The sequence below is a fragment of the Ohtaekwangia sp. genome (assembly GCF_036786105.1).
In the GTDB taxonomy this organism is placed as follows: domain Bacteria; phylum Bacteroidota; class Bacteroidia; order Cytophagales; family Cyclobacteriaceae; genus Ohtaekwangia.
The window spans coordinates 1-13,789 of record NZ_DAIQRQ010000062.1; the positions used below are offsets into that span (position 1 = coordinate 1).

At 44.8% G+C, this 13,789-nt stretch carries 10 protein-coding genes; 3 read left to right on the forward strand and 7 right to left on the reverse strand.

Annotated features, from left to right (window positions below; genetic code table 11):
* Positions 1-164: 164 nt before the first annotated feature.
* The 3 genes from V7Q33_RS19340 to V7Q33_RS19350 all read left to right on the forward strand — a co-directional run bounded on the left by V7Q33_RS19340 (position 165) and on the right by V7Q33_RS19350 (position 4,315).
* Complete coding sequence (locus V7Q33_RS19340) at positions 165-548, forward strand: GxxExxY protein (RefSeq protein ID WP_333820945.1); 384 nt, start codon at positions 165-167, stop codon at positions 546-548.
* A 77-nt stretch (positions 549-625) separates the two neighbouring features.
* On the forward strand, positions 626-2,998 hold the full coding sequence (gene pbpC, locus V7Q33_RS19345) for a penicillin-binding protein 1C (protein ID WP_333820946.1): 2,373 nt from the start codon (positions 626-628) through the stop codon (positions 2,996-2,998).
* An 84-nt stretch (positions 2,999-3,082) separates the two neighbouring features.
* Complete coding sequence (locus V7Q33_RS19350; RefSeq protein WP_331975741.1) at positions 3,083-4,315, forward strand: OmpA family protein; 1,233 nt, start codon at positions 3,083-3,085, stop codon at positions 4,313-4,315.
* Positions 4,316-4,491: 176 nt separating this feature from the next.
* Here V7Q33_RS19350 and V7Q33_RS19355 read toward each other — a convergent pair whose 3' ends face one another.
* The 7 genes from V7Q33_RS19355 to V7Q33_RS19385 all read right to left on the reverse strand — a co-directional run bounded on the left by V7Q33_RS19355 (position 4,492) and on the right by V7Q33_RS19385 (position 13,712).
* On the reverse strand, positions 4,492-6,552 hold the full coding sequence (locus V7Q33_RS19355; protein WP_333820947.1) for a TonB-dependent receptor plug domain-containing protein: 2,061 nt from the start codon (positions 6,550-6,552) through the stop codon (positions 4,492-4,494).
* Between the two features lie 441 nt (positions 6,553-6,993).
* Positions 6,994-8,364, reverse strand: a complete 1,371-nt coding sequence (locus V7Q33_RS19360) for a pyridoxal-phosphate dependent enzyme (RefSeq protein WP_331975745.1) — start codon at positions 8,362-8,364, stop codon at positions 6,994-6,996.
* 282 nt (positions 8,365-8,646) lie between these two features.
* Positions 8,647-9,573 carry an aspartate carbamoyltransferase catalytic subunit gene (locus V7Q33_RS19365; RefSeq protein ID WP_333820948.1) on the reverse strand — a complete coding sequence of 309 codons (927 nt, stop codon included), beginning with the start codon at positions 9,571-9,573 and terminating at the stop codon, positions 8,647-8,649.
* 5 nt (positions 9,574-9,578) lie between these two features.
* Positions 9,579-10,121 carry a bifunctional pyr operon transcriptional regulator/uracil phosphoribosyltransferase PyrR gene (pyrR, locus tag V7Q33_RS19370; RefSeq protein ID WP_331975749.1) on the reverse strand — a complete coding sequence of 181 codons (543 nt, stop codon included), beginning with the start codon at positions 10,119-10,121 and terminating at the stop codon, positions 9,579-9,581.
* 78 nt (positions 10,122-10,199) lie between these two features.
* Positions 10,200-11,747 (reverse strand): hypothetical protein, encoded by a 1,548-nt coding sequence (locus V7Q33_RS19375; RefSeq protein WP_333820949.1) that lies wholly within the window; start codon positions 11,745-11,747, stop codon positions 10,200-10,202.
* Entirely contained in the window at positions 11,686-13,305 is a 1,620-nt protein-coding gene (locus tag V7Q33_RS19380; protein ID WP_331975753.1) for a hypothetical protein, read from the reverse strand. The genes V7Q33_RS19375 and V7Q33_RS19380 overlap by 62 nt, the downstream gene beginning before the upstream one ends.
* Positions 13,305-13,712, reverse strand: a complete 408-nt coding sequence (locus tag V7Q33_RS19385; protein WP_333820950.1) for an EVE domain-containing protein — start codon at positions 13,710-13,712, stop codon at positions 13,305-13,307. The genes V7Q33_RS19380 and V7Q33_RS19385 overlap by 1 nt, the downstream gene beginning before the upstream one ends.
* Positions 13,713-13,789 lie beyond the last annotated feature (77 nt).

Genomic DNA, 13,789 nt, shown 5'->3' on the forward strand with positions numbered 1-13,789 from the left:
TGGTTTTTATTCTGTGCTCATCTGTGAAATCTGTGGGAGATATTTTTGAATTACGTTACATCAGGATATACTATATATAACATCGTTAAAATTTTGACGGCCTCCTTGCATATAGTGTGTTTATTTTCTACTATTATAGCTCGTAGTATTCACAAACCCGTTGTATGACAGAAAATGATATATCCTTCAAAATAAGAGGTGCAATTTTTCGTGTTTATAAAAATCTTGGACCTGGATTACTCGAATCCGTTTATGAAGCGGCCCTCGCCTATGAGCTCGATAAAGACGGCCTGGATGTAAAAACACAAGTAGCACTCCCCGTCCTGTATGACGACATGCTTCTGGACCTGGGCTTTCGTATTGATATACTCGTGAATGATACGGTTATTGTAGAAATAAAATCCATTGAAGGATTGCAAAACGTTCACCATAAGCAAGTGCTCACCTATCTGAAACTGTCTGACCGAAAGCTCGGGATACTGGTTAATTTTAATACAGATGATATTAACCGGAATATAGTACGAAAGATCTATGGCTCGATAGCGTAGTATATGACTACACCAGTCGTCAAATATTTGTTGGCAGATCATAAGCCTCAGGTTATTGATGTATTTTTGTAACAGGAATGACACGTAACATCAGGATCAGGATTGGAGTCGGGCTGCTGTTGGCAGGCGTTGTGGTGTATTATTTTTCATTGCCGGTTGCTCTTTTTCAAGATCCGTATTCAACGGTGCTGGAAGCTTCCAATGGGGCGTTGCTGAGTGCTGCTATAGCGCGCGATGGACAATGGCGTTTTCCGGAAACAGATTCTGTTCCTTCAAAATTTGCTGATGCTATTATTACGTACGAAGACAAGCGTTTTCGCAGTCATATAGGTATCGATATACTTTCGCTCGGCCGTGCCTTCAGGCAAAATATAGCTGCAGGAAAAATTGTGAGTGGTGGCAGCACCTTGAGCATGCAGGTGATTCGCCTTTCGCGTAAAGGAGAGTCGCGCACACTATTGGAAAAAGCAACCGAAATTGTATTGGCTACCCGGCTTGAATTACGCTATTCGAAAGCTGAAATATTAGCACTCTATGCATCGCATGCTCCTTTCGGAGGAAACGTAGTGGGTATAGAGGCTGCCTGCTGGCGTTACTTTGGCCGTGATGCCAGAGAGTTGTCGTGGGGAGAAGCGTGTTTGCTGGCCGTGCTTCCCAACGCACCTTCGCTCATCCACCCGGGAAAGAACCGTGACATGCTGAAAGCGAAGCGCGATAGATTGTTGGATAGACTGCAAGTTGTCGGCAAGATTGATGCTTTTACCTGTTCGCTTGCCAAAGAAGAACCGATACCTGAAGAACCTCAACTTCTTCCACGTGCTGCCCGTCACCTTTTAACGCGCATGAGCAGCGAAGGATTTGCCGGTAAGAAACTCACATCAACGCTCGACTATACTTTACAACAACGTGTAGAACAGATACTGCAAAATCATCACGACCGGCTGACGAGTAATAAAATTCATCATGCAGCAGCTATTGTAGCCGATGTACGCACCGGAAATGTTATAGCCTACGTGGGCAATGTATCCAACGGGAAAAATTATCGCGGTGATGATGTGGATGTAGCAATGGCTCCCCGCAGTACCGGAAGTATATTAAAGCCTTTCCTCTTTGCTGCCATGCTGGACGAAGGTAAAATGCTTCCGCATACGATGCTGCCCGATATTCCTGTTTTTATCAATGGATTTACTCCGAAAAATTTCTCGCACGACTATGATGGTGCTGTGCCGGCTGATCGGGCGCTGATCCGGTCACTGAATATACCGGCAGTATATATGTTGCGTGATTATCGTTATGAAAAATTGCATTCATTGTTACGATCGCTGGGGATGACTACCCTTACACATCCACCGGATCACTATGGTCTATCATTGATACTGGGTGGAGGTGAAGGTACGCTGTGGGAGATTGCCGGCATGTATGCCTCGATGGCTCGAACATTGAATAATTACTTTGAACATCCGGGTACGAACCGGTATAACCGAAATGATTTTCATCCGCTTCGCTATGCTATACCGGCATCAGAAGCAGCGCGTAAAGATCATGTTCCCGACCTCGAAGAGACTTCTTATATAGGGGCAGCCGCGATATACCAGACATTTGAAGCATTGAAAGAATTATACCGCCCCGGAGAAGAATCAGGATGGCGATACTTCAACAGTGCACGCCCGATTGCGTGGAAGACCGGAACCAGCTTTGGCTTTCGCGATGGATGGGCAGTAGGCGTTACGCCTGATTATGTTGTAGGTGTATGGGCCGGCAACGCCGATGGTGAAGGTCGCCCGGGACTTACCGGTACAGACGCTGCAGCCCCAGTATTGTTCGATATATTTTCTCAGCTACCGGGGCAAGGCTGGTTTCAACAACCGCGCATGGAAATGGAGAAGATCACTGTATGTGCCCGGAGCGGCTATCGCAACAGTGCCAACTGCGATGAAGTAGACACGATGTATGTAGCAAAAAGTGGTTTGCAGAGTATGGCCTGTCCGTTGCATCGTAAAGTACATCTCTCTCCCGATCAGAAATATAGGGTGCATAGTGCCTGTGCCTCGGTCAATAACATGGTAGAAGCAAACTGGTTTGTGTTGCCTCCGGTGCAGGAATATTATTACCGGCCGAAGAATATATCATATCGCACACTGCCTCCTTTCCGCAGCGATTGCCAGTCATCCTTTTCAGTAGCCGCGATGGATCTTATCTATCCCAAACCGCATGCACGCATTTTTATACCCCGTGACCTTAATGGCAAAATGGGCAATGCGGTGTTTGAACTGGCCCATCGTAATCCCTCCATAACAGTTTTCTGGCACCTGGACGGTACGTATATCGGGAGTACGAAAAAAAGCCATCATCTCACGGTGAATCCTCAGCAGGGACACCATACTTTAACGGTGATGGACGAGAACGGCGAAATGCTGGTGCAGGAGTTTGAGGTGCTATCGAAGATATAAGCAACTGATAAGTAGCTTCTTACTTGTATTTTGTTAAATCTTTGGTAAATTCGTAGAACTTTTACCCTTTAATCCAGTGTGTCTATGAAGACATTTAAACTTTTTGCACTGGTAGGCACTTTTTTGGTGATCATTACTTCGCAGCAGCCTACCGCAGCATCGCGTCTCGAGCAAGTCAATCTTGAGGCATTTCAGAATTATGTCGTGATCGGTGCGTTCAAGTATCATCATAATGCTGTACGTTTTCGCGATCATGCGCAAAGAGACCTGAACCTTGACGCCAAGTATGAAAAGAACGAGAACCGTGATCTGTATTATGTATATGTCATGAGCACCAACGATCGCACTGCTGCCATCAATGAAGCCAAGCGGCTGCGTGAGCAGGCAGAGTTGGGTGAAACATGGGTGTATAGCGGCTCACTTACCAAAGAAACAGCGCCTGTTGAAGTAACTCGAGGTGTAGACATCAACCCCGTAACGGATAAAAAGATAGAAACGGTAGCAGTGCAAGATCATGTTACTCAAACAACGACTGCCCCACCGGAACAGACCAAACCTGCTGAAGAAAAGACTACCACAGAAACTCAGCCGGCAGAACCTGATAATGGTGTGGAAGGCAAGAAATTCTTTTTCCGCCTGTATCGCGGAACGGATAACAGTGTGGTAGAAGGAGATGTGGCTGCGATTGATGTAGACCGCACTCGTAAGATGGGAACCTTCAAAGGTAATATACCGGTAAAGATACCAGACCCGGCCAGCAAATCAGACAACATCATATTTGTTTGTGAAGTGTTCGGCTACCGCAAGACTCAAAAAGATATGAACTATAACAACCCGGAAGGGGAAGGTGTAGAGCAGGATGACCAGGGTGCTACGGTTGTACCTTTTGAGTTGGTACGACTGCAAAAAGGCGACATCGCGATTATGTACCATGTATATTTCTTTAAGGACGCTGCCATTATGCGACCCGAGTCGAAGTATGAAGTTACGAGCCTGTTGAACATGCTCAACGAGAATCCGAAATACAGAATTCGCATACACGGTCATACCAATGGTAATGCCAGCGGCAAGATCATTTCCAAGCCGAAAGATGGCACTGAGTATTTCTCACTCACCGATGCTACTGAAGGCTTTGGCACAGCCAAAAAATTATCAGAAGAGCGTGCTGTTATTATTCGCGATTACCTGGCTAGCAACGGTATAGATCCCGCCCGCATGGAGGTAAAAGCATGGGGTGGTAAGAAACCAATCTATGACAAACTTGGAGCTCACGCCAGCGAGAACGTGCGTGTGGAGATTGAGATATTGGAGAATTAGGGAACTGTTAACCATTACATGTTAATGGTTACAGGTTAACTGTTAAATCGTCACTGAGCCGGGTGCTCCAGTCAGGATGGTATAACTAAAAAGGAAGAGTCATATGAACATATGACTCTTCCTTTTTTATTACTAGCGGTTAACAGTTAACCTGTAACGGATAACGGATTAATATCCTAAAGTCTTGCCGTTATGCCCACATTTACAACACGTCCCCTTAACGGAATGTAGTACCCATCTATACTCAGCGGAAATACATTTTTTCGGTCGAATAGATTTTGTGTTAACATATAAAAACGAATGTTGCTATTCAGGTTGTACGATAGCGACAGGTTGGAGACAAATATAGAGCCTGATGCCTCCCGGGTATTGATGGTATAGCTGGAAGGCATAGGGCGCTTGCCACGGTAATATGAAGTCAGATTTATATCTACCGACTTTACTTTGAAGTTTACGCCACCATTGATATAAACAGAAGGTAAGAATTGCACGGAAGTTTTTTGTGCGGTCTCTGTGTGCAGCTTCGCTGCGTTAAAGAATATATAGGAGTCCTTGTTCAGGTAGTAATTTACACTACAGTCAAGGCCCAATACATTTGTTTTGCCGGCATTAAAAGCCTGCGTAGTATCCCGGTCGGATAAATTTTTATCAATGGGTAAATAGATGATCTGATCGCGGTAAATCTCATTAAACGCACTGATCTTTACTTTCAGGTTATTCTTTTTATAGATCATGTTTACTTCAAAGTTGTCGATGTGTTCAAGCTTCAGGTTGGGATTGCCATACAACGGAAGTAACGTTTGCCCTGTCAGCTCATAAAGCGTTGGCGGACGATGCGCGGCAGCAAAGAGTCCCTTTATTGTTAAATGATCCATTAATTTATAGGATACTCCTACACGCGGATTGGCTGCGGATATTTTTGTGTTCGCGAAGTTATCGTAGTGATCGAACCGCAGACCGGCAAGAACAGAGAATCGCGAAGTTACTGCCCAGTTGTCGTCCAGGTAAACGGATGCTACATTTCTACTTTGATTCGGGGCTAACGGGTATGCCGTAGTGTCGCGAAAATCATTGATCCGGTCATCCCAATAATAGGTTGTATTACCGATTTGCCCTTCACGTTCAATTTTTCCGCCCAACAAAACAGCATGTTCTTTTTTCTTGCCAAGCTGATTCGTATAGTTGGCTTCCAGGTATGTATCAAAGTTGGTTTGTGTATTGAAGAATGGAAATCCGGGATAAGACAAATAATGCCACATATAGCCTGTGGTAATCTCCAAATGCCTGTTGGCCTTCCACGATAGGTATGTTTGAAGTTGTTCGCCGATATAATTCTGTGTATTACCCGAAGTCCACGGTAGTATACCTGCCATATATGCATCCTGATTGGCAAATTTATACCAGGTTCCAAACTCTACTTTTTTATCGGGAGATTGCACATTCAATGTAAGATTATAAGCCGATTTGGTGCCATCGCGTATATACTTTGGATCGCGTATCAGGCTGCCGCTCGGCCCGGTGCCTGCCAATGAATTGCGCTTCACACCTTTATCATCATAAAATTGAAGCGAGCCGCCTATATGCCAGTCGTTGATTTCTTTGCCATAGAGCACCGTTGCCTTCTTGTTCAGCAAACCGTCTTTAAAGCCGGTGTTGAGGAACACTTCTGTGCCATCAACAGACTGGTCGCGTGTTACCAGGTTTATAATCGTAACTGCACTTCCACCCTGTAACGGAACCGGTGATGTGCTGATCTCAATCTTCTCGATAGCTTCCAGCGTAAATTCTATAAAACCCAACGGCTGACCGAAAGTGGTTTCGTTGAATTTATTTTTGCCGTTATACAGATATAGTATCTGCTGTGAGAAGTCGGAGTTGATTCCGCGGGAGTATACGGTCTCCACACGGTCGCCATATTTCATAGATGCAGGTAATGCATCCATACCCGGTACAAATACATTCAGTACGTCTTTTAATGTACGTGCATTCATATCCATAATCTGCTGGCGTGTAATAACAATGGTGTTTCCGGGAGCATCGTCCACATTTTGCTCCACTTTCGTGGCTACCGATATCTTTATGTTCATAAGCTCTTCAAGGCTCATGTCATAATAATCGAGACTCGTTGTGTCTTTTTCCTGTGCATAAGCAACGGGTAACATGGCTAGCAGATATAGGAGTATAACATAGCCTTTACGCTGGAAAGCACCGGATAGAATGGAATACCTTTTCATCATAGTGTACTTCGTTTCGAGAGACAAAGAAAATACAAAGGCCTTTTATTGGTTATCAGGCTTAGTACATAGGTGATGTACAGGTAAATGCTTAAGGCAACGCCCGTATATTTACGGATGAAAGAGTAATTTTTTGCTGATAATCAGGGGATAATACAGAGAGCGGTAAATGTGAGGAAATATATAATATGCTTTTTTAGGCTGCAGGGTCATTCAGCGTTCCCCATTAAGCGTTATTTTGGCCAAGCGTTTATACCACAATAAAGGATATATGTCGTTGTGATTTTTATACTATTTCCAAACATAAAGGGTGATGTATACTTTAATCTGCAGATTTCAATGAAATGTTACGCGCAATTGTGGCATGAGGGCGGTTATAAAAAACGAAGTGCCAGACGTTTCATCTGGCACTTCCAATGACAATCAACCTGTAACGGATAACACCTATCCCGCTACCGCCTGCAGCACGTCATGCTGCGTTATGATATGTACGTTCTCCTGGGCATCGCGCACCAGTACAGCTTTGTTATCACGATTCAATAAAGATGACAATACATCCAGTGTGCTGTCGGGTGCTACAAAGAGCATCGGTTTATCCATGGCATCGCCTACCTGTTTGGACTGCAGTTGAGGGTCTTGAATAATTTTTTCCAGCAGGCTTGATGCATTGACACTTCCTACAAACTGACCATTTTCGGTTACCGGTATCTGGTCAATGCCTTGCTTGTTCATTACCACGATAGCTTCGCTTACCTTAGACGATTTATTTACAGTAATGAGACTGTCTTTTCCATTGCGTGCCATAATGATATCGCGGGCCGAACGGAAGGAGCGGGCTTCTGTAAAACCGTGATCCTTCATCCACTGATCGTTATATACTTTGGCGAGGTAACGCGTTCCGTGATCCGGTAACAGGATTACCATTACATCGTCTTTCTTCATATTTTCACGCGCATACTCCAGTGCACCGTGTAATGCTGATCCGCTTGACCAGCCCACGAACAAGCCTTCTTCGCGCGAAAGTCTGCGCGCAGCAATGGCGCCATCTTTATCGGTAACTTTAATGAATTGATCAATCACATCGAAGTTTACATTCTTGGGGAGTATATCTTCTCCAAAGCCTTCGGTGAGGTAGGGGTATATTTCGTTCTCATCGAAGATACCGGTTTCTTTATACTTTTTGAAAACAGAACCATATGTATCAATACCTACGGTTACAAGATTGGGGTTCTGCTCTTTCAGGTATTTGGCGGTGCCACACATAGAACCTCCGGTACCTACGGTAGCTACGTAGTGTGTGATCTTCCCTTCCGTCTGTTTCCAGATTTCGGGGCCGGTGGTTTCATAATGCGCTGCTGCGTTGGAAGGATTATCGTATTGATTGGGATAGATCGAGTTTGGAATTTCCTTGTTCAGCTTGCGCGCAACCGAGTAATACGAACGCGGATCATCCGGAGCAACGTTGGTAGGACATACCACTACTTCGGCGCCTACAGCCTTGAGAATATTAATTTTCTCCTGCGATTGTTTGTCGGCCATGGTAAATATGCAGCGGTATCCTTTCGCTACAGCCGCCAGGGCAAGGCCCATACCGGTGTTACCGGATGTACCTTCAATGATTGTACCCCCTGGTTTTAACAACCCTGCTTTCTCTGCATCTTCTACCATCTTGATCGCCATGCGGTCTTTGGTAGAGTTACCGGGATTGAAATATTCAACTTTCGCCAGGATTGTGCCTGGTATTCCTTTCGTTACTTTGTTGAGTCTTACCATCGGTGTATTACCAATGGTTTCTATAATGGAATTGTAAATCATGCGCTGTAATTGTTGCAGTAAAACTACAAAAAGGCGCCAAGGCGTCCTAGCAGTTGCTGTGGCTAAAACTAATGTGTATCAGCCAGGCAGTATGTCTATGCACGATGCCGGAGACAACGCCTGCTATATTTCCGTTGTCTGTACTTTTAATGGAATGCAGAAATCTGCTGTCAAATAAAATTCGTAGAGCGGCCTCAATGGACTCCAGCCTTCAGGTTTTAAATCTGCGAGTTTGTCGAGATCATGCGCAGTAAAGAGGTTTACAGGCACGATGTATCATAGTTATGCTGTGGCTCCTGCTAGTAAATATAGTACTGCCATGCGCACAGCCACGCCATTTTCTACCTGATCGAGAATGATGGAGTGTTGAGAGTCGGCAGCATCGCTGGTAAGTTCTACACCCCGGTTGATGGGGCCCGGGTGCATAATTACAATCTGTTTCTTCAAACTATCCAGCAGCTTTTTGTTGATGCCGTAGTAAAGAGAATATTCACGCAGTGAAGGAAAATACTTTATCTGTTGGCGTTCCAGTTGTATGCGCAATACATTGGCAACATCGCACCATTGCAGTGCTTTGCGAACATCGAGTTCTACTTCAACGCCAAGTTGACTGATAAATTTTGGTAACAGCGTTGGCGGTCCACATACCATAACCTTTGCACCCAGTTTCTGCAGTGCAAAAATGTTGGAGAGTGCTACGCGCGAGTGGAGTATATCGCCAATAATAGCGATCTTCTTGCCGGCAACAGATCCGAGTTTTTCGCGAATGGAGAACGTATCCAGCAATGCTTGTGTAGGATGTTCATGTGTGCCATCGCCAGCGTTAACAATGTTTGCTTTGATATGCTTGGCCAGATAGTGCGGTGCCCCGGGGCTAGCGTGGCGCATCACAATCATATCAACCTTCATCGCGAGAATGTTGTTGACAGTATCGAGCAGTGTTTCGCCTTTCTTTACAGAGCTGTTGGACGCGGAGAAATTGATAACATCGGCAGATAGTCTTTTCTGCGCAAGTTCAAACGACAGTCGTGTACGGGTTGAGTTCTCGAAGAAAACATTGGCGATGGTTACATCGCGGAGGGACGGTACTTTTTTAACGGGGCGGTTAAGGACTTCCTTAAAATTATCGGCAGTTTCAAAAATAAGTTCTATGTCTTCGCGGGTAATGTTCTTGATACCAAGCAGGTGTTTTTGACTGAGTTTCGACATAGCTGTTAATCCTTGTTGATCAACCAGATTTTATTTTGTTTATGGCCTTGTGCTTCGAGTTCTACCAGCACGCGCTGGGATGTTAGTGTGTTTACAGACTTGCCTACATAATCGGCAGCGATGGGCAGCTCGCGGGTATATTTGCGATCGATGAGTACCAGCAGTTCCACTTTCTGCGGGCGGCCGAAACCAATCATGGTATCCAGCGCTGCGCGGATGGTGCGCCCGGTAAAGAGAACATCGTCCACCAGTACTACGCGTTTGCCTTCAATGGCGAAATCAATCTTTGTTTCGTTGGCTTTAACAGGTATTTCGCGTCTGCGAAAATCATCGCGGTGAAATGTGGCATCGAGATAACCCAGCGGAATATTTTTTTTGGTGAGCTTCTCCAGTTTTTTATGAATGATCTCTGCTACAAAAATGCCGCGGGTTTGCATACCAATAATCACAGACTCAGAAAAATCTCCGTGATTCTCAATTAATTCCTGGCAAAGACGACTGATCGTAATATCAAGCAAGTCCGTGTCAAGTATTAATTTCTTTTGCATAGTGCCGGGCAAATATACACGTTTATGTGTTTAGAAGTAAGAATTTAAGAAGCAAGAAGGCGATAATATCAGAGCCGGCTACTGGTGCCTGAGTTTGTTGATGAAAAAGACTCTGCGCTTGCCCTGACCGGGGTTGATAATTTCCTGAACACCGAAAGCATAAAAATAATCTTTGTACCAGTAGTCCAGCTTCGTAATATCAGTGTTCTCCTGGTCTATAATTTCTCTATCGGTGTTGGCTTTGATCGGCTCCGAAGTTTTGCCTTCCAGCACCTGGTTATCTTTGATGATCTTGGAGCGGAGTACATTGTCATACAGATATAGCAGTGTAATCTTGTCTTTCTGCGCCTCCAGTTTTACAAACTGTTCCAGTGTAAAGGTGCGCACATCGTTAATCTCGAAACTGTTGTCCCACACAACATCGCCTTTCGGGTTAAATCCCATCACCACCGCGTGGGTATAATAGTAACCATCGAATACGCGGCCGTTACGAATGTTGGAGTACGAGCTGGTGCCGGAAAAAAAGCTGTTATACATGCGACTGTCTACGGTAATATACTTGGGGTAGAAGGCTTCGCCTAACAATATATACTGATCTTTATAGGGAACAATTTCGTGCACCAGGAACCGGTAATTGAATCGTATTTTTTTGCCGTGTATTTTTTTGCGTTCAATGCGAGCCTTCACACGCTTCTCGCGTTTTGCCTTCATATACTTGAAGAAGTTTTGCAGGTCGCCAAAATTATAATAGCGTATCTGCTGCATGCCGGCCGGATCGATGGTAGCAATAAAAAGCCCGCGTGAATATTCTGCATTGCGTGTTCCGAATACACCAGCCACCACCTGCATGTTGTTGTTGGTCTTTAGCGATTGGGCAAAAATCAGGTGCCGATCGTCTGTATGCAGTGGAAAGTTTCGCATGAGCTCTGCATCAGCATCGTAATTTTTCAGGAAGATGGTTTTTGTTCCTTCCAGATTTTTGGCGCTGATCAATACATCGAAGCTGCCATCCGGGTAGGTTTTCAATTGCGTAAGCTCTCCGGATTCATTCAATAACCCCGGGAGTATGCGCGATTTTTGCGTGTCGAAAGAATAGAACATTACCACCGGCACATGGTTGTAATACCCACCAATGAGGGCGCCTTGCTTTGTGATTTGAAACTCTATGGGATTGAAGGGTATAAAGTTTTTTACCGGATAGCGTACATAACTTCCATTTTTCTGGTCGAGGCAAATGAGTTCAAAATCATTTCGTGTATAGTCGAGATAGCGCGTTAGCAGAAAAAGTTTTTCATCCTGGGCACGGGCACCAACAAGTATATATTTCTTGTCGATCTCCAGGAAGCCATGCCATATCTCCTTGAAGGCAGTGTCCAGCCGGGCAAGCTCAAACTGATCGCTGGTTTGTGAGCCAAGTCTGCGTATCAGGAACAAGCCATCCTGGCGTGCAGGAATGATGCTATACTTGATTTCATTCCTGGCGACAGGAATTTCAAACCGCGCGGATTGTTCTATCTGGGCGGTAGCCGTGTAATAACCACTGATGAAAAATATCAGCAGGAAGTCAGTATACTTCCACTTTGTTAATGTAGAAGACTTCGCGAACGCGATCTTCTTTGGTAACATTCCGAATCGTCTGATAGCCCCAAACATAAAATGTATTGTTATACCATTGACGGACTCCACCTTCGTAATCTTTCTCCGAACGGATCTCATCAACAGGATCGTTGGTCTTGATCTTCTCGGTTATCTCTTGCGACTCATCGCTTTGTAAAGCGATTGATTTGATCTTTAGTTCCGACTCTTTTTTGTAAAGGATGCTGAGCTTGTTCCTTACCAGGCAGAAGTCTGAGGCCTGTTCTACTGACGCCAACTTCACGTCCTCTAATTTAAAACTTTGATCCCACATTACATTGCCATTAGCATCAAAAGCTACAATTACGGATTCGTTACTCTTGATTTCATCAGCACTTTTGGAATTGGTGGTATACGGATACGGACGATACAGGCGGCTCATGCCGGGATAGTAGTAACCGGGAAAGTAAGGACTATAGCCATACGGCCCGAAAGAATACGGATTATAGTAAGGACTGCTGTAGTAAGGATTAATGGTACTGGAAGGGGTATAGACTTCTGCCAGCAGCAGGTAGCCATCTTTATACTCGGTAACTTTAAACGGCATTACATAATTTATAAAATTCGGTATCTGCTTGGCCTCTGCTGCTTGTTTGGAAAGTGCCTTTATGCGTGCAGCGCGCTTGGTGCTGAGGTAATCTACATAATGCTGCAGGCTGCCGAAATCAACGCGCTGGATTTTCTGATCTGCGAACGGATCGATGGGCAAAGCAAAGAATCCTGTGGATTGCTTTGAATTTTTTTCGCCCCAGGTGCCGAACACCATAAGCTCTTCGCGCTCCAGTGTACTGCTGATACCGGCTTGCAGTGTGATGTTCTCTTCAAGAGGCACTTTGTCTTCCAGCAGCATTTCACCACTGCTGTTAAACGTGCGGAAGGTGAGTTTACGCTCGCCTTTCGAGCCGCGGTCTACCATCACCGAATTGAACGTTTGATTCTGATTTGTGCGCAAGTCTACCAGCTCGGTATCTTTCTGGAAAAAGCCGGGCACAACTTTGATCAGCCCGGTGGGCAATTCATAAAGAAAGATGGTAGGCTCGTTATTAACATAGCCACCAAAAGCAAATGTCTCTGCGGCACGTGTAAAGTGTGTAACCTTGAAATCGAGATCCGGTTTGATAGTGTGACGGGTGATTTCCCCGTCAGCAAATTTTACGTGAATGAGTTCGAAATCATTTTTGGTTGTTTCGCCTGTGCGGTATAAGAGATACATGCTGCCGGGCAAAACTTCATAGCCTATCATTTTATAGCGCTCTTTAATATCGAGCTCGATCAGCTTCTTTTCCTGTAAGGCGGTGTCGAGCAAAAGAAGTTCCCACAAGCGGTTGCCTCCTTTAAACTTATCGCGTTCGCGGAAGAGGGCAAGCCCCTCTTGTGCCAGGGATATAATATGATAGTAATCGTCAGAACCTTTTTGAGGCCGCTCGAACCGGGCGGGCTGCAGTGCCTGGCTATACAGGCTGGTATGCAGAATGCATGAGCCTAACAGTAAACCACTGACAAGGAGCAGCCACCGGGTGCTGGTATATATATCCCCTGATCTTCTCATTATTTTTTCTCTTCGCTTAAGGCAATCACGTAATCAAATTCTTCCTTGGTAACGGACTGTACCGAGAGTCGCGACAGTCGAACCAGAGCCATGGAATTTAAACGCTTATCTTTCTTTATTTGTGCAAGAGTTACCGGAGATTTTAATTTCTTTTCAGGAGCAATATCCACCACACTCCAGTCTGCATCTTTCGGATCAGGGTAATGTTCTTTTACAATCTTGGCTATACCTACAATTTCTTTTCCTTCGTTGCTATGGTAAAAAAAAGCGAGGTCTCCTTTCTTCATTGCGTTTAGATTGTTACGAGCTGTATAGTTGCGTACACCATCCCACGTAGTTTTTTTGTCGCGCGTAAGATCATCCCAGGAGTAAACATCCGGTTCGGATTTCATCAGCCAATAATTCATATAGTCGTCTAGTTGATTTCTAAATTTACAAGAAACACATCAACATCAATCAATGCAACGTTTTTAAATTTCTAGGA

Excerpts from the sequence above, each read along its gene's own strand:
- V7Q33_RS19340 (WP_333820945.1), top strand. The coding sequence starts at position 165 with ATGACAGAAAATGATATATCCTTCAAAATAAGAGGTGCAATTTTTCGT.
- V7Q33_RS19360 (WP_331975745.1), bottom strand. The coding sequence starts at position 8,364 with ATGATTTACAATTCCATTATAGAAACCATTGGTAATACACCGATGGTA.
- V7Q33_RS19380 (WP_331975753.1), bottom strand. The coding sequence starts at position 13,305 with ATGAGAAGATCAGGGGATATATATACCAGCACCCGGTGGCTGCTCCTT.
- V7Q33_RS19350 (WP_331975741.1), top strand. The coding sequence starts at position 3,083 with ATGAAGACATTTAAACTTTTTGCACTGGTAGGCACTTTTTTGGTGATC.
- V7Q33_RS19375 (WP_333820949.1), bottom strand. The coding sequence starts at position 11,747 with ATGTTACCAAAGAAGATCGCGTTCGCGAAGTCTTCTACATTAACAAAG.
- pbpC (WP_333820946.1), top strand. The coding sequence starts at position 626 with ATGACACGTAACATCAGGATCAGGATTGGAGTCGGGCTGCTGTTGGCA.
- V7Q33_RS19385 (WP_333820950.1), bottom strand. The coding sequence starts at position 13,712 with ATGAATTATTGGCTGATGAAATCCGAACCGGATGTTTACTCCTGGGAT.
- V7Q33_RS19365 (WP_333820948.1), bottom strand. The coding sequence starts at position 9,573 with ATGTCGAAACTCAGTCAAAAACACCTGCTTGGTATCAAGAACATTACC.
- pyrR (WP_331975749.1), bottom strand. The coding sequence starts at position 10,121 with ATGCAAAAGAAATTAATACTTGACACGGACTTGCTTGATATTACGATC.
- V7Q33_RS19355 (WP_333820947.1), bottom strand. The coding sequence starts at position 6,552 with ATGATGAAAAGGTATTCCATTCTATCCGGTGCTTTCCAGCGTAAAGGC.